General features: G+C 44.0%; 8 protein-coding genes. All 8 read right to left on the reverse strand.

Features of this window, described 5'->3' with window-relative positions; translation table 11 throughout:
• Positions 1-7: 7 nt before the first annotated feature.
• The 8 genes from SIO70_RS29595 to SIO70_RS29630 all read right to left on the reverse strand — a co-directional run bounded on the left by SIO70_RS29595 (position 8) and on the right by SIO70_RS29630 (position 16,623).
• Positions 8-1,960 (reverse strand): tetratricopeptide repeat protein, encoded by a 1,953-nt coding sequence (locus tag SIO70_RS29595; RefSeq protein ID WP_320576991.1) that lies wholly within the window; start codon positions 1,958-1,960, stop codon positions 8-10.
• A gap of 589 nt (positions 1,961-2,549) precedes the next feature.
• Positions 2,550-3,236, reverse strand: a complete 687-nt coding sequence (gene cmk / locus SIO70_RS29600) for a (d)CMP kinase (RefSeq protein ID WP_320576992.1) — start codon at positions 3,234-3,236, stop codon at positions 2,550-2,552.
• Between the two features lie 88 nt (positions 3,237-3,324).
• Positions 3,325-6,708, reverse strand: coding sequence for a hypothetical protein (locus tag SIO70_RS29605; protein WP_320576994.1), 3,384 nt, complete (start codon positions 6,706-6,708; stop codon positions 3,325-3,327).
• Positions 6,709-6,845: 137 nt separating this feature from the next.
• Positions 6,846-8,411, reverse strand: a complete 1,566-nt coding sequence (locus SIO70_RS29610; RefSeq protein ID WP_320576996.1) for a T9SS type A sorting domain-containing protein — start codon at positions 8,409-8,411, stop codon at positions 6,846-6,848.
• A gap of 16 nt (positions 8,412-8,427) precedes the next feature.
• Positions 8,428-10,716, reverse strand: coding sequence for a hypothetical protein (locus tag SIO70_RS29615; protein WP_320576997.1), 2,289 nt, complete (start codon positions 10,714-10,716; stop codon positions 8,428-8,430).
• Between the two features lie 128 nt (positions 10,717-10,844).
• Positions 10,845-12,704, reverse strand: a complete 1,860-nt coding sequence (locus SIO70_RS29620) for a hypothetical protein (RefSeq protein ID WP_320576999.1) — start codon at positions 12,702-12,704, stop codon at positions 10,845-10,847.
• Positions 12,705-13,347: 643 nt separating this feature from the next.
• On the reverse strand, positions 13,348-13,689 hold the full coding sequence (locus SIO70_RS29625; RefSeq protein ID WP_320577000.1) for a hypothetical protein: 342 nt from the start codon (positions 13,687-13,689) through the stop codon (positions 13,348-13,350).
• A gap of 402 nt (positions 13,690-14,091) precedes the next feature.
• Positions 14,092-16,623, reverse strand: a complete 2,532-nt coding sequence (locus SIO70_RS29630; RefSeq protein WP_320577002.1) for an ATP-dependent Clp protease ATP-binding subunit — start codon at positions 16,621-16,623, stop codon at positions 14,092-14,094.
• Positions 16,624-16,788 lie beyond the last annotated feature (165 nt).

Consider the following 16,788-nt stretch of genomic DNA (forward strand, 5'->3'; position numbering starts at 1 on the left):
CCAGGGTTTAAAATATAAATTCTACAGGCAGCACAAGTGTGACCATTGTTCCTGTTGCTTTGCCTTCGTGGTCTGCAAGGTCTGTAATCCTTACAGTGGCTTCTTTGGTATTATTGATTTTACGGATCAGGTCTATCCTGCCGGCTGTTACTTTCATCCCCATGCTACGGTGTGTCTGTCCTTTCTTTTCTTTGATCTCCATTGCTTTTTTACGGCCTATCCCATTGTCAGTGACCAGGCAGGTCAGGGTACGTTCATTCACGGATACAGCTATTTCAAGTAAGCCTTTCCCGGATTTATGTACCAGTCCATGCCAGATCGCATTTTCGACATAGGGCTGAATGATCATAGGAGGAATCATTACCTCTTCTTCATTAATGTCGTCGGACACTATGATTTTGTACTCAAAGATATTATTACAACGTAATTGTTCCAGGTCCAGGTATAACCGCAGGGACTCCAGTTCCTTGTTGAGTGAAATGAAGGTATACTGCGTATTGTCAAGGATCATGCGCATCAGCCGGGAGAACTTGGTCAGGTAGTCGGACGCCTCCTCCTGGTTATTGCTCCAGATGAAACGGTGAATGGAACTGAGTGAGTTAAAGATAAAGTGAGGGTTCATCTGGGCACGCAGGGAACGGAGTTCCAGTTGTAAGGTCTGTTTCTTCGTTTCCAGGTTACGGTGCCGGATATAAAAGAACCCGCCAATGGCCAGCATGATCAGGAAACCACCGATAGACAACATGTACACGACATTGCGACGGGTACGGAGTTCATTCAGTTGCTTATCATGTTCCAGCATTTTGATCTGGTTATCCTTGCGGTCTACTTCGTAAATAGCCTGCATCTGGGCAAGTTCAAGGGCTGCCTTTTCGTCCAGGATACTGTCTTTGTATACCAGTGATTTATCAGCGCATTCAAGAGAGCGACGAAAATCGCCACTGGCTTTATAGTCTGCCGCCAGGGCTTTGTAAGCCTCCTGCAGCATGTAATTGAAGCGCCAGTGCTGGCTCAGGTCTATACATTCCTGAAAGTATTTGCGGGCCTCGTCATGTTTGCCCATTAGGCTAAAGCACTTACCAATATGTAAGTAGCTCTCAGCAATATGTATTTTATCGTCCACCCCCACTTCTACTTCCAGTGCTTTGTTCAGGGCATCGAGCGCCTGGGCGTATTCTTTCTTTTCCTTGTAGGCGTCGCCGAGGGCATTGTAGCAAATGGCTTTGCCCATGGCATTGTCCAGTTGCATGTTCACCGCGAGCGACTTTTTATAATAATCGATGGCGAGGTCCAGTTTACCAAGGTACTGGTAAGCGTATCCCAGGTTGCCCAGGTTAATGGCGACACCAAGGTCATTTTTGTTTTCTTTTTCCAGGACCAGGGCTTTATTAAAATGACTGATGGCATCTTCGTATTTGCCGGTGGAGAGGTTGATATTACCAATACTATTAATTGCAACACAAATGTTGCGTACATCATTCACTTTTTCAGCCAGTTGGAGGGCCTTGAAGTGATATTCAAATGCCTTCAGGGGTTTTTCCATGCGCCGGTAATCCACGCCGGTATTGTTGCGGGCGATGGCGCGCAGATGATCGTCTTTGGTATCATCTGCATATTTGATAGCCTTCTCGTGGTAATCCGCAGCCAGGATATATTCAGAGATATTCCTTTTTGCGGTACCAATTTCATTATAAACATTAAACAGGGCCCTTGCAAATTTCAGGTGTTGAGCAAGGGTAACAGCTTCCTGGAAAAAGGGGTTTTCAATTTTGCGTTTGTCAAAAAAACGACTGAAGGTTTTCCCTTTATCTAACAGCCAGTTGACCTTAGTGGTATCTCCTCGGAGATTCCGGGCAGAATCAAGTGTTCTGTAAATGAAGGAAGAATCCTGTGCAAATGAAATGTCCACTTTAAACCCCAGGAACAAAAAGAGTAAAACGTAAGGTACTTGTTTCGCCATGCAACAGCCAGGGTAATAGGCACAAGTTAAAAACAAAAAGCGAAAGGGCGAAAGAATTCGCCCCTTCTTCCTATTAACCGAATACACCTACTGAAAACATGGGACCTGACAGGCAATGCTGCCCGCCCCACATTAAGTTTTTAATAATACCGGTACACCAAAAAAATGCCCGGGGGTATTAATATATATAGTATTGAGTGTTCTATACGGCTAATAGTAACAGGTCCCTGGATATAGTTATAGAAAGATCGTCCAAAAGATCTCTTATGACTTCTCTTGACCATGTATGGAAATATCGTTCGACGGCATATGTTAAATGACCGGGTACAACATTATAACAACAATAAAATGCAGGAAATTCTAAAGGATGTGGAAAAACTATTGAAGGATTAACCGGAATTACTCACCGGAATGAAACAAATTTAACAAAGGTTTTTCTAATATTAAAATAAATTCAGGAAGAATATTCTATTTGGCAGGAGGGCCTCTCTGGCAGCAGGTATCAGGATGATCACCTGCTGTCAGGATGCTTGGTACTCAATTATTTTTTGCTTAGAACGTTGCTATTAAAGGATTTGTGGCTTTTTGCTCAGGACTTCACCATCACGGCATCGTCTACCCATTGTAATACTAACTTCAGTTGCTCGTTTGGCGATAACTGGCTGTTATCCAATATAATAGCATCTTCTGCTTTACGGAGGGGGCTGATTTCGCGGTTGGTGTCGATGTAATCGCGTAGTTCCAGGTTTTCTTTTACTTCGTGGAGGGTGATGCTTTTGTTTTTAGCATAGAGTTCCTTAAATCGGCGTTCTACCCGGATAGCTGCTTCAGCAGTCATAAAGATCTTGAGTTCTGCATGGGGAAATACAGTGGTACCGATGTCGCGACCATCCATTACAATGCCTTTCTGCTTACCCATTTCCTGTTGCTGGGCGACGGCGAACTCCCTGACAGCCCCAACGGCGGCCACCTCACTTACTTTTTCAGCTACCAGCATTTCTCGGATCAGTTGTTCTACATTTTCGCCATTCAGGTTCATTTCGGATAAACCGGTGAGTGGGTTGTAGACGAATTCCAGCTGGATGTTTTTCAATGCCTGGGCTACCTCTTCAGGGTTGTTCCAGTCTATACGGTTCTGAATAAAATACAACGTGATAGCACGATACATGGCGCCGCTGTCGATGTATACATAATCCAGCTCCGCAGCTAACTGTTTGGCTAGCGTACTCTTCCCACAGGAAGAATATCCATCTAAGGTGATGATAATCTTTTTCAAAACTGTATGAATTAAACGGTGTAAAGGTAAAACAAAAAAACGCTTCTGCCGGGACAGAAGCGTTTTTTTGTGATGTATCCGGGTATGATTAGTTGACAACTGTTACGATAAAAGTAATGTTAGCACCTGTAGTCCCAAGATTCTTGGTAGAAGGACTTGTAAATACCACATTGACTGTATTACTAGTGCCATATGCATAGGCAATGGAAACACCGGTATTCAGTGCGGAGGCCGGATTGACTGTTATGGCAGAAGTATTGCTTACACCTGATAAAGTGTATGTTATAGTAGTAGAACCAGAGCCGGTAATACTGGTATTACCAGCTATAGTAAAAGTAGACTTAATGATGTTCGTCAATGCAGTACCTGCACTACCTACTTTCACTGTTCCATTCATTGTAGTATTACCTGTTACGGCCAATGTAGAGTTCAGTGCAGTTGCACCAGTTACTCTTGTTGTCCCACTCACATCCAGGTTATAAGCAGGAGAAGCAGTACCTATACCCAACCTGTCATTTGTTTCATCCCATACAAAGCTGGTACTATCTGATGCAGCTTCTGCAGATGCATCGTAGGTACGTTTACCATACACGATCGCACCTACACCGATTTTATTATCACCATTCGTCAGGATAGCCTTGTACCAACCGTTACCGGCATTCGTAGTAAGAGGAGCTGTAACACCCCCCCACTCTTTAATGGCCATCGTATTTTTATCGAAGTATAACTGTGTGGTATAGTTTGTACCATTGAATGCCATCACACTCCATGCATAAGCATTGGTATATTTAGGACCGTTAGTCACTGCTCCGGTTACCGCACTTTGCCAGATCTTCATCACAGTAGTAGAACCGTCAGCCGTTGCGTAAGAAGCATCATTGGTAGTCGCCTTCCCATAAGTCGCACCACCGTCATTATCTGTATTAGGTTCCCATATACCAGTAGTACTATTATACTTTAATACCTGTCCGCTGGTTGGGGTAGCTGCTGATACCTTGACTCCCTGTACTTTACTCGCATTCCATATAGCCAGAGAGCTATCAGCATACAATGTACCTGCGGTAGTCAGCTTGAGGGTATTATCTAAAGTCACTTCCTGTGCAGCACCGGAGCCGGTTGAATACCTACCCAGCAATTTCTGAGTTGTTACATTCTGGATATCGCTGATACCTAAAGCCCTGAAAGTAGGTGTAGCAGCCGCCCCTGAAGATGGACCTGCAAAAACAGTATTCGCCGTCTGTGTGTTGAATGAAGCAGTCAACGTACCATTTGCAGTTAATGGTGAATTGGTGACTGTGAAGATCGAAGGCATAGATAAACCTACAGATGTAAGACCTGAGGCAGAAGCACTTGGTGTAGCCCATGACAACGTCGTACCATTAGATGTCAATACCTGTCCGGATGTACCAACCGTTGTCAACCCGGTACCACCCTGCGATACAGGCACTGTACCTGTAATCTGTGAAAAAGGTAAGGCAGGAATATCTGCTGTTACCAAACTACGGAAAGTTGGTGTTCCTGCAGACCCGTTTGGCGCAGCAAAAACTGTATTCCCTGATTGAGATGCCAGCGTCGCTGTAATTGTTCCATTTGCGGTAAGCGGTGAACCCGTTACAGAAAACAAAGAAGGTAAAGTCAATCCTACTGATGTCAAACCATTATCAGTAGCTGGTGACCAGTTCGTACCATCATATTTTAATACCTGACTGGTAGCCGGTGCCGTAAATGCGACTCTTACACCTTGCAGCTTGCTGGCATTCCATACTGATAATGCGCTATCTGCATACAGGTTACCACCGGTTGTAAATTTCAAAGTATTGTCTAGGGAGATTTCCTGTGCACTACCTGCTGTAGTGGCATATCTACCTAACAATTTAGAAGCGCTGACATTCTGGATCTTAGCATATGTCACTGACTGGTTCGCAATAGTGGTTGCTATCGTACCAGATGAACCTGTGCCAGTCACATCCCCTGTCAGGGTAATTGTAGGAGTTGCATATGACAGGTTTGTTCCATCAGACATCAGTACCTGTCCCGCTGTTCCTACTGTTGTTAATCCTGTACCACCCTGAGATACAGGCACTGTACCTGTAATTTGAGAGAAGGGTAATGAAGGAATATCACTAGCTACCAGGGAACGGAACGAGGGCGTACCTGCAGCTCCGTTGGGTGCACCTAAAAATGTATTTGCTGTCTGTGAGCTCAATGAACCCGTCAGTGTACCATTCGCTGTCAGCGGGGAATTCGAAAATGTATACAGTGGTAATGTTATTCCAACAGAAGTCAGACCCGCATTATCATCAGCAGCCGGTGTCCAGCTTGTACCATTATATTTTAATACCTGTCCGGTAGTAGGTGTTGCAAGGGATACTGCTATACTCTGGATTTTGCTCGCATTGTAAACAGCCAGTGTAGTATCTACGTATATATAACCACCGGTAGTCATTTTCAATGTTCTGTCCATTGATACAGACTGCCCTGTACCTGTACCATTTGAATAACGGCCTACAAGACGCTGTGTGCCCAATGTCATATCAGTAGGAACCAGTGAGCGGAAGGTAGGTGTACCTGCACTTGCATCAGGAGCAGCAAATACCGTATTCGCAGTCTGACTGCTTGTACCAATTGTAAATGTTCCATTAGCAGTTAACGTGGCCGGAGATACTGTCAGAAAAGAAGGTACTACTAAACCAATAGAGGAAATAGAACCACTGTTATCATCAGCAGCAGGTGACCAGGTGGTACCATTCCATTTCAGTACCTGACCGGTAGTTGCTCCTGCCTGTGCTATCTTGGTACCTGTTACAGCACCTGCACCAATAGCAGGATTAGGATATGTACCTGTGAGGTCACCACCCGCTGTACCTACCGGAGGTAATCCGGTCAGTTGTTTCTTCAGCAGTTTGCCTCCATCGATCAGTAGTACACTATCCTTGGTATTATCTATATTGATCCCCGTCAGGAACACATCCTGATTAGCAGTCAATGTATTTGTAAATGTCTTGGCGCCCGCCAATGTCTGTGCATTGGTATTCACAAAACCACTATTGGTAGCTGTCGCATCCGGTATATTTAAAGTATGCGCTCCTGCCACTGACGTAAAGCCAAATGTACCGGCTGTATTTGTAGTAGCGAGTGACTGCACGGCAATCGTCTGTCCATTCAGACTGGTGATCGCATACCCCTCAGGCAGCAATGGATGCCAGTGCCCATTACTACGAATGCACAGGCTATTGTTGAGCGTGAGGTAAATGATCATACCATCAGGAGCAGTGGTGATAACACCAGATGTAGTATCAGCAATCCTGGGCAGTAGTAACCCCTGGGATTTACTTTCAAGTTCCAGTAACGCTGACTTTTGCTGAGAACTGGGATTATCCCCCAGTTTTAACTGTTGTGCATACATCAATGTGGACCAAAACAGGAACACTGGCAATAGTTGAACGGTTCGGACAAGGAATTTAGTCTTCATAAAAATTACCCGGATTTAAACAAAAACTTATAAATATGACTAAGAAAGCAGGCAGGGTTTATTATTCGTCCCACTTGCTTTCTTCGCCATGAAATTATTTGTCCTTGTTTAGTTTCAATTCATTTTCGGTTGTCTTATCAATGATCAATCACTATTACTTTGCAGGTATACACTTCTTTCATTGTGTCTTTTTGTTTCATCACGAGGAAGTAAGTACCAGCTGGTAAGTTGTGTACTTCCACATCTCCGGCTCCTGTAATCTCCTGTCTACGCATCACCTGACCCCATACATCGTATAATTGCATTACCAACGTGGTCTTGATACCTCTTACGTTGATCTTGAAATCGCCCCAGTTCGGGTTCGGGTAAACGGTTACAGCCACCAGTGGTCCGACTTCTCTTACATCAGAGTAGACGTACTTGCCGGTTTTTGATACTGCCTTAATGCGATAATAGCTCCATCCATCGTAGGCATTCGTATCCTGATAATAGTAACTCAATTTTGTTGTGCTGTTTCCATTTGGCGCTTTCGTGGCTACGGTGCCTACCTTGGTAAAGGTTTCTTCGTTATCCAGTCTGCGCTCTACTTCAAACACATTCATGTTAGTCTCTCTGCTGGTGATCCAAACCAGATCTACCAATGAGATACTTACACGGTAAGCGTTGAAGTCAATAATGGTAGCTGGAGTATAGCTGTTGGAAAAGTTAGTCTTTTTAGCAAAATAAGCATTCAAACCAATGCCCCCGAAACCGCGGGAATGCATGGTGGCAGATGATGCCATGGCCTGGGAAGTCAACGTACCAGTGCTCATGTTGTCATTCACGCTGTAACGATGTTCCCATTCACTATCCTTGAATAAAGAGATATAACTCTCATCCCTGTTTAAACTATATTCATCGCCCTCATTACTATCCATATGCTGCAGGGTTACAGCTGTTTTGCCGGTACCACCCAGCTCCTCTCCTATGTTCCATGTTTTGTACACAACGGTGTCATAGATAGAAGTTCCGGAACTGGCATATTGATAAACACTGTCAAATACACGTGCATGAAAATCTTCTGCATCTCCTTCATACTGCACAGCTGCTGGTGCATAATTGAGGGCAGAGCTACCTATCGGAAATACCACCTGTCCTGCACTGCTGTTTAGTTTGGAACGATACAGGAATCCTCCGGTGGAGGTAGTACCTGTTACCACAAAACGCCGGTCTGAATAACCAATGATAGATCCTGCAGAGGTATCGCCTACCATGAGGTTCTGTCCGTTCAGGAATATGAGCCCGTTAGATAAGCTAAGGGTATTTCTGATCTTCAGGTCATTGAGGTTATAAAAGATAACACCATCCGGGTTATTGATATTTACGTTGGGAAAACTCGCACCAATCTTTGCAGCCACATTGAATCCGCCGGAAATGGTTTGCTGTCCGCTACTACCTGCAAAACTAAAAAAGCCTCCGGTGCCTTTGAGGCCGGAGGTGCTTTCGTCTCTGAGAGAAGCATTAAAGCCATTCGTCCATACTTTACCATAAAAATAAAGGTTAGCATTTGGGCTCGATCCTAATGATCCCTCATTCGTTATGTTACCAAATACCCCGACGTTACCAAAATTCCATACCTGCGCACCGGTAGAGATGTAAGTCTCCTGCCCATAGCTGAGATGGAACGTAACGCAAAAAAGTATTATGGAGAATAAGAACTTCATTATTAACTTTTGTTTGTTAGTAGCCTTGGTTTGAACCTTTATACAACACTACCCAATAAGAACCTGTACTTTGTATCGCGGCTGAAATACGTTCGTCCAGTGTCATCGCTGTATTATTGCCCAAACTGCCAATAAATTCACTGCTGCTTGGTTTTACGTATAACTTACCGGAACCGGAGCTGGTGACAGTATTGGAAAATACATATATTCTGCCCGGGCAGGTAGCTGCTGATGGCAGGTTGGCTGTTACCGAAGCTATATTCCCATAATTGGAGCTTAACCTTGCTACCATATAATAAGTCTCATCCAGGTTCACCGTAACTGCTGTAGAAGGGTTATCATAACTGGCAACGGCTGTAGCAAAGGAACCATTCACGTGCAGTGTACTGGAAGGTGTGGTTGTTTTGATCCCCACATGGCTACTGGCATCCACACGCATTACTTCGGTACTATTCGTCTTTACCACCAGTGCTTTACTATCAGTAGTACCAATGAAGTTAGTCCCTGCTGTAGTGCCGCTGTTACCAGTCGTAGACCAGGTACCGCTACCACCCGGACTTCCGGAAACTGTCGTAGGCGTCCAACTGGTACCATCATATACAAGGTACTGTCCGGAAGTAGGTGCAGTACCTGCTACTGCTGTACTTTGTAGTTGATTTGCATTCCAAACGGCACTTGTATTATTTGCTTTAACAGATCCGCTGGCAATGCTGAGTGTAGTTGCATCATACCCTAATGTTGCAATGTCACCGCTGGTGCTGTTACGACCTAATATATTATCAGGAGTACCGGTGCTACCAGTCAGGCGCATCGTTCCTCTTACATCCAAAGTTTGTGCAGGTGTTACCCCCGCCATGTTGATACCTACTTTCTTTGACTGCATGCGCATCATCTCAGTATAAGATGAATCTACATAGTAGTAACTTTTGAACAGAATAGGCTCATCCCCATCATCACCGATGATGAAATCAAAACCACCGGCATTGTTACTGCCAGTAGAACCTAATTCAAAGAAATCAGTACCTGCAGCAGATCCTTTGAGGCGGAAGTTGCCGTCAGTGGTAGTATAGAATTTAGGTTTATAAAACTGAACAGTGGAAGGTACATCGAACTGCAAGGCAGACTTCATCAAGGTTACACTTTCATCACTATCTGTATAGCTAGGGTAATTCTGTACCAATCCTAAAGTAGCACGGCGGCCAAACTCAAGGAAAGAGGTGTTGTTGGATTTGATCACCATCTTCACATCATTGGTTGTACCAAGGAAATGAGTACTTGAATTTACATTTGAGTTACCGGTAATTAACCAGTTATTGGCAGCTGCATTTTGAGTAACTACCACATCACCGTTGGCATTCACCGCAAGGGTATTGGCCATTGAACTTTGTAAAGTGGCAGCTCCCAGGCCAGTCAGTCTTAATCCTGACAAACCAGAAGCAGCGGTCGTACCACCTACTTCCAAAGTATTGGCAGGCGTCGTGCTGATACCTACTCCCAGGTTAGTACCAATCAAACCATTACCACTGATAGAGAAGCTGGCAGCCTGTGTGCCGGTTGATATATTTTGAATATAATTACCAGATCCTGAAGGAATATCTGCAGCTACCAATGCACGGAAAAAGGGCGTACCGTCAGTTCCGTTTGGAGCAGCGAATACAGTGTTAGCAGTCTGTGAATTGAATGTGCCAGACAGTGTACCGGTAGATGTAACAGGGCTACCACTAACTGTGAATACTGAAGAAGGTAATGACAATGCAACGGAAGTAACAGAACCAACTGCTTTAGGCAGCCAGGTGCTGGTAGCAGCACTCCATGTCAGCACATCCTGATCGGCTGGTGCTGTAGTGCCAATGTTGCGGCCCTGTAGCTGGGCCGCATTCCATAAATTAGAAGTATTCAAAGCTGAGATAACTCCTGTACCGGATAAGCTGATACCCGTGCCGGCACTGAACGCCGCTCTTGCTCTCGCGTCAGTATAATAAAGGTTGACAGATTCTGAAATATTGGCGGTGGTTAAGCTAACAACTGGACCAGTTTGTCCATTTACAGATGAAATTGCAGATGTTTCGTCTACGAGTTTTTTCCATACTCCGTTCTTACGGATGTATAATAATTTATCAGGAACATAGTATATAATCATACCATCAGGAGCAGTATTCAGCGGAGCGACGGTATAGTCGGAAATTCTTGGGAGTAATAAGCCTTGTTTGTCACTATTCAGGTCCAGTAGTGCTGACTTCTCAATTGAAGTGGGATTTTTCCCCAACTTCAATTGCTGGGCTCCTAAATATGCTGATGATAGCATAAGCAGGCACAAAAGCACAAGCCGGTTTGAGAAAGTTATCATAGGTATTAATTGGTTTCACGAATACAGGCACACAAAAGGAATAAACAGGAGCAGCAGATACTGCTCCTGTTATAAAATCTTATCCCTTATTTCTTGATGATATACCAGTCAGTACCGTCAGTTTGTACGGTAATGAAAGTCCAATCGTTGTAAATAACATAGCTGGAGCCACCTTCGATACTGTTAGCTCCTGGCATGATGGTAACTGCTTTGTCGATATCACCACCAATCTTCTTGATAGTGTAGATACGACCTACGATAGTAGTAGCAGGCGCAGGGAGTGTAATAGTGAAAGCACCCGCACTAGCATCTGCCAGGATGGTGTTGTCACTACCAGTTACAGTGTAAGTACCGGTAACAGGCTTGATCGCCATTGATACGGAACCATTTACTGTCAGTGTAGAGTTAGCAACAGTATTCTGACCGATTGCTACGCTATCAGTGTAAGATTTGCTACCAGCGAAAGACTGTCTGCCTGTAGAAACCACACCTCGTTGAACTGCAGTATGGCTAGCATCAACTGCGCTTGCGTCTGGCAGGTTGAAGGTAACTGTCTTGGCAGTACCGTCGGCTACGATATTGAAGTCTGTACCGGCAACATCTGATTTCAGTTCTACATCGCTACCAGCGGTAGAAGTAGCACCGGTTTTGATCAGAGTGATTGCGTTGGCGATAGCGTCAAAGGAGAAGGATTTTGCTTCAACGGCTTTAGTAGTGGCATTTTGAACCAATACATTCAGAGAATTGGACTCAGTGTTTGCAGCAACAGTGTTCATAGTTACAGTACCACCTAATGTAGTAGTACCACCTACAGATGCGTTACCGGAAGTCAATGTTAAGTTGCCGGAAGTCACAGCTACGTCACCGCTGGTTACGTCTACTCCATTATTCAGCGTTGCTTTACCAGTTACATCCAGTGTGTTGCCCAGGGTAGTTGCACCGGTTACACCCAAAGTGTTGCCCAGGGTAGTTGCACCAGTTACACCTAAAGTGCTGTTCAGGGTAGTTGCACCATTTACAGTGACAGTACCAGTGAAGGTTTTAGCGCCCGCAAAAGACTGCGCGCCTGTGGTCACGATACCATTTCTATCAGTAGATGCTTCGATCAGAGATAGTTCGTATTGTTTGCTGGTAGAGTTATAAGTGATCATGGCACCTTTGGTAGCATCAAAAGTAGTAGCTGCTGCAGTGATCAGATTCGCTACAGTAAGGCTGTTACCAGCTGCCAGGTTGTTCAGGGTGGTCCAGTCAGCCAGGGTCATGAAACCATAAGACTTAGTGGCGGTACCATCCATGATAGGCGCATTGATAGTCACCTGACCATCGGTTGCCTGGGTAGTGTTCAAAGTAAGAACAGATGCATCAACGTTTGTGAGCAGACTTTTGAAAGCATAAGCTGGCAAAGACTTTTTCACGATTGTACCATCAGCCTGAATGATCAATACATCCAGTGCTGCATCTGTAGTAGTAGCAGCAACCTGTTTCAATTGTACATTACCGTTGGTCTGCACACTGATTGCTTCAGTTGCATTTGCACGGATAGAGAGCGGCTGTGCATCGGAAGTTCCGAGGTAGTTAGTAGTTGGATTAGTGCCTGCGTTGCCGGTCAGACCCCAGTTTGCAAGTGCATCAGCGGCGCTGGCGATTTTCACCCACGCACCTGCTTTACGCATATACACACCGTTATCAGCTGCAACAGTGCCATTCAGGTATACGATCATTCCGTCAACAGCATCAGAACCGATCGCTGTATTGATGGCAGTAAAATCGCTCAGCCTTGGCAGTAACAGACCTTGTTTGGTACTGCTGAGCTCCAGGATCGCAGACTTAGTAATCTGTGAAGGATTATCACCAATTTTCATCTGTGCGTTTGCCGCAGTAGCTGCCAGGGTGATTCCACCAGCCAATAAGAGTTTGCGTGAAACGTTGTGTAAAACTGTTTTCATATTAGTATAGGGATAGATAGATTTTAAAATTTTATTTATCCGTTTTCTTTTTTATTAAATATTATGTACCTGGCATACCACTGGTCTGTTGCACAGATTGAAACTCTGCAAGGCATATGGTAGGCTTTCAAATAAAAAACGGTTAAAAGAGGCAAAATGTAATGTCCACTGTTGTTGTGATGTTCACGAACCTGAAATGAATAGAAAGGTTCTTCGATTCTTATGGCGCAAATATCTAATATTACTAATATTAGTTAAATGACATGAACGTATCATTTTAATTTTAAATGGGTATCATATAAACAATTGATTATCATTATTAAAAATGTACATGTAAAAATATCCTGCAAAAATCAGCAAATGGAAGAGCCTGAATGGGGGGAAATGGGGGTTATTGGCGGGGAAACAATAACACCTACGTGTTATACCCATTCGATTTTTAGTTCATTTTAGCGATTTTTAATGCTATTTTAAGGGAAAATAATATCAATATCCGATTCGGCATACAACTTTTGTAGAAATGCGACTACAGGATAATTCATAAAAAAAACGGGGTATTTTTTTAGAAGGCCTCTATTTGGATTTTCAGGATGGATGATCCTTTTTTTCCAGGTTCTCCGGATTAGCAAAACATTCACAATTTCTAGTGTAAACTGATGTATCCATTGCCCGAAGTGATCCAACTGAAAGTATAGGATTTAATCAACAAGTTCGGCTTATTGTTATAAATAAAAGTGCCGGTAGCAGCCTGGCTCATACGTCCCACATCCTCCTTTGCAATTATTCCTTTCCTGATATTTATCTGTTTATTGTCCATTAGCAACATCAGCTGCTTTTCCCCAATCTTTTTTACTATCTCTTCAAGATTGCGCGGGGCTACTGAATCTTCCATCGGAAGATGGCCACCGGTCACATAGATTGCGCAGTCGATATGATTGATAGTATCTAGTCCCCATCTGAGTGCAAGGTCTTCATCTTCATCCAAGATATACTGCTTTGCCACAAGGTCTTTCTCTCTAAAAAATGGATCTTCGGTTTTATTCTTCAGTTGATTGAGCCTTTCTTCATCTTCTATCTCTTCTTCACCGGATCCTTCATTTACCTCCCGGGTACTGGTATCTACAGCTACCCGATCTCCGGTACAATAAGGGCTGTATCATTTACAGTCGCAGTGGTAGTGGTTTTTTTGATGGCATGCCACCATCCCCAAAAAACCTAATAAAGAAACTAATTTCCTCAATTCACAAACATATGTTAAAATATAAAATTAGTCTTTTTCTTCACACAAAAGGGGTACAAAATCACTCATATACTCATAAAAAAACTCCCGGGAAATAATCCCGGGAGCCTTTATTGGAAAACATTTCTATCAACTACGGCTTTAAAATTAAGCCTCTGATTTTTCAGATTTGATATTTCTTGAGTTCTTTAAAGTAAAGATCAGTTTCTGATTTTCCTTATCCAGATCAGCAATCAATACATCTCCGTTGTGAATATTCATATTCAGGATCTCTTCTGCTAAAGGATCTTCCAGGTATTTCTGGATCGCCCTGTGCAGCGGACGGGCACCGAACTGTTGGTCGTAGCCTTTTTCCGCAAGGAATCCTTTCGCTTCTTCCGTCAGTTCCAGGCTAAAGCCAAGATTTTCCAGACGTTTCAGCACACTCTGCATAGTGATATCTATGATTGTATAGATATGCTCTTTGCTCAGTGAATTGAATATGATCACATCATCAATACGGTTGAGGAACTCAGGAGAGAAGGTACGTTTCAGTGCTTTTTCAATCACTGATTTTGTATTCTCTTCTTCGCTGTTGGATTTCGCATTTGTAGAGAAACCTACACCTGCTCCGAAATCTTTCAGCTGACGAACCCCAATGTTGGAGGTCATAATGATCAATGTATTCTTGAAGTCTACCTTACGGCCAAGGCCATCGGTGAGGATACCATCGTCCAGCACCTGCAGCAGGATATTGTAAATATCCGGGTGTGCTTTTTCGATTTCATCCAGCAGGATTACAGAGTATGGTTTACGGCGAACTTTTTCAGTCAGCTGACCACCTTCTTCATAACCTACATATCCCGGAGGCGCACCAATCAGGCGGCTTACAGAGAATTTCTCCATGTATTCACTCATATCTATACGGATCAGAGAATCTTCTGAATCGAACATATAGCGTGCGAGTGACTTAGCCAGCTCAGTTTTACCTACCCCTGTAGGACCCAGGAAGATGAAAGTACCGATTGGTTTCTTTGGATCTTTCAGACCTACGCGGTTACGCTGAATAGCTTTTGTTACTTTGGAAATGGCTTCGTCCTGACCAACCACTGCACCTTTCAGGTCTTCGCCCATGCGACGCAGTTTTTCGGTTTCGGCCTGTACCATACGTTTAACAGGGATACCTGTCATCATGCTCACCACTTCGGCGATCGCTTCTTCATCGATTGGGTAGCGTTTGTGTTTCACTTCTTCTTCCCAAACGGCTTTCGCTTTCTCAAGGTCCTCGCCTAGTTTCTTTTCCGTATCGCGTAGTGCTGCAGCCTCTTCGAAGCGCTGGCTCTTCACGACTTTATTCTTTTCCTGCTTGATATCTTCGATCTGTTTTTCCAGATCCAGGATGTTCTGCGGAACATTGATGTTCTTGAGGTGTACACGGGCGCCTACTTCATCCAGTACGTCGATCGCCTTGTCTGGCAATAAACGGTCTGTCATGTAGCGATCGCTCAGTTTTACGCACGCCTGAATTGCATCTTCAGAATAGCTTACGTTGTGATACTCTTCATATCTTGGTTTGATATTGTTGAGGATCTGTATTGTTTCCTCCACTGTTGGAGGGTCTACCATTACTTTCTGGAAACGACGGTCGAGTGCACCATCTTTCTCGATGTACATACGATACTCATCCAGGGTGGATGCACCGATGCACTGAAGTTCTCCACGGGCCAGGGCTGGTTTGAAGATATTGGAAGCATCCAGGGAACCTGAAGCACCACCTGCACCAACGATCGTGTGAATTTCATCAATGAACAGGATTACATCTCTGTTTTTTTCCAGTTCATTCATGATAGCTTTCATCCTTTCCTCAAACTGGCCACGGTATTTTGTACCGGCTACCAGTGCGGCGAGATCGAGGCTTACAACACGTTTGTCAAACAAAACGCGTGACACCTTACGCTGCACAATGCGCAGTGCCAGGCCCTCTACGATAGCGGTTTTACCCACTCCCGGTTCACCGATCAGGATCGGATTATTCTTTTTACGGCGGGATAATATCTGCGATACACGCTCAATTTCCGCTTCGCGACCTACAATTGGGTCAAGGCTGCCACTCTCGGCCAGCTTGGTAATATCCCGGCCGAAATTATCCAGCACAGGCGTTTTAGACTTCGTATTTGTCTGTTTGGCCTTAGAGGCAAAACTCTTGCGTTCATCTTCAAATTCTTCCTCTCCTGGATCGTCAAATTCTGCTTTAGGGTCAGAAGACTTTACGAAGCCCAGCTCGTTTTTAAAAGTGTCGTAATCCACGTCAAACTGTTGTAAGATTTGTGTACAAACGTTTTCTTTATTCTTGAGGATAGAAAGCATTAAGTGTTCCGTTTCTACGGTAGGACTTTTCAGTGCCTTTGCTTCGAGCACCGTAACACGGATTACTTTCTCTGCCTGCCTTGTAAGCGGGAGGCTATTGATATTGGCTATATTTTTTCCTGTCTTGTCTTTTACGGCCAATTCAACCTCCTTACGTAGTTCATAAAGGTCTACATTCAAGGCCTGCAGAATTTTAACAGCTGTCCCTTCCCCCTCTCGGATAATGCCAAGCAGCAGGTGTTCTGTGCCGATGAAATCATTCCCCAAGCGTAGAGCTTCCTCTCTGCTAAACGAAATGATCTCCTTTACTTGCGGTGAAAAATTCTGGTCCATTGTGAGAATATTAAATTATTAAAACCCTTACCGGGACTTGCTTATACAATATTAGCAAATAATTTTGATTTACCTTTACCCTAACACTTTAATAGTATAAAGATCATTGAGAAGGGTAGAGCAGTAAGAAGAAGGCTGTTAGTGGGCAGGATTCCGATTACTATT

This window comes from Chitinophaga sancti, assembly GCF_034087045.1.
GTDB classification, from domain to species: Bacteria; Bacteroidota; Bacteroidia; order Chitinophagales; family Chitinophagaceae; genus Chitinophaga; species Chitinophaga sancti_B.

What these genes read in the sequence shown, in the direction of transcription:
- SIO70_RS29595 (WP_320576991.1), bottom strand. Translation starts at nt 1,960, where the DNA reads ATGGCGAAACAAGTACCTTACGTTTTACTCTTTTTGTTCCTGGGGTTT.
- SIO70_RS29605 (WP_320576994.1), bottom strand. Translation starts at nt 6,708, where the DNA reads ATGAAGACTAAATTCCTTGTCCGAACCGTTCAACTATTGCCAGTGTTC.
- SIO70_RS29610 (WP_320576996.1), bottom strand. Translation starts at nt 8,411, where the DNA reads ATGAAGTTCTTATTCTCCATAATACTTTTTTGCGTTACGTTCCATCTC.
- SIO70_RS29615 (WP_320576997.1), bottom strand. Translation starts at nt 10,716, where the DNA reads ATGCTATCATCAGCATATTTAGGAGCCCAGCAATTGAAGTTGGGGAAA.
- SIO70_RS29620 (WP_320576999.1), bottom strand. Translation starts at nt 12,704, where the DNA reads ATGAAAACAGTTTTACACAACGTTTCACGCAAACTCTTATTGGCTGGT.
- SIO70_RS29630 (WP_320577002.1), bottom strand. Translation starts at nt 16,623, where the DNA reads ATGGACCAGAATTTTTCACCGCAAGTAAAGGAGATCATTTCGTTTAGC.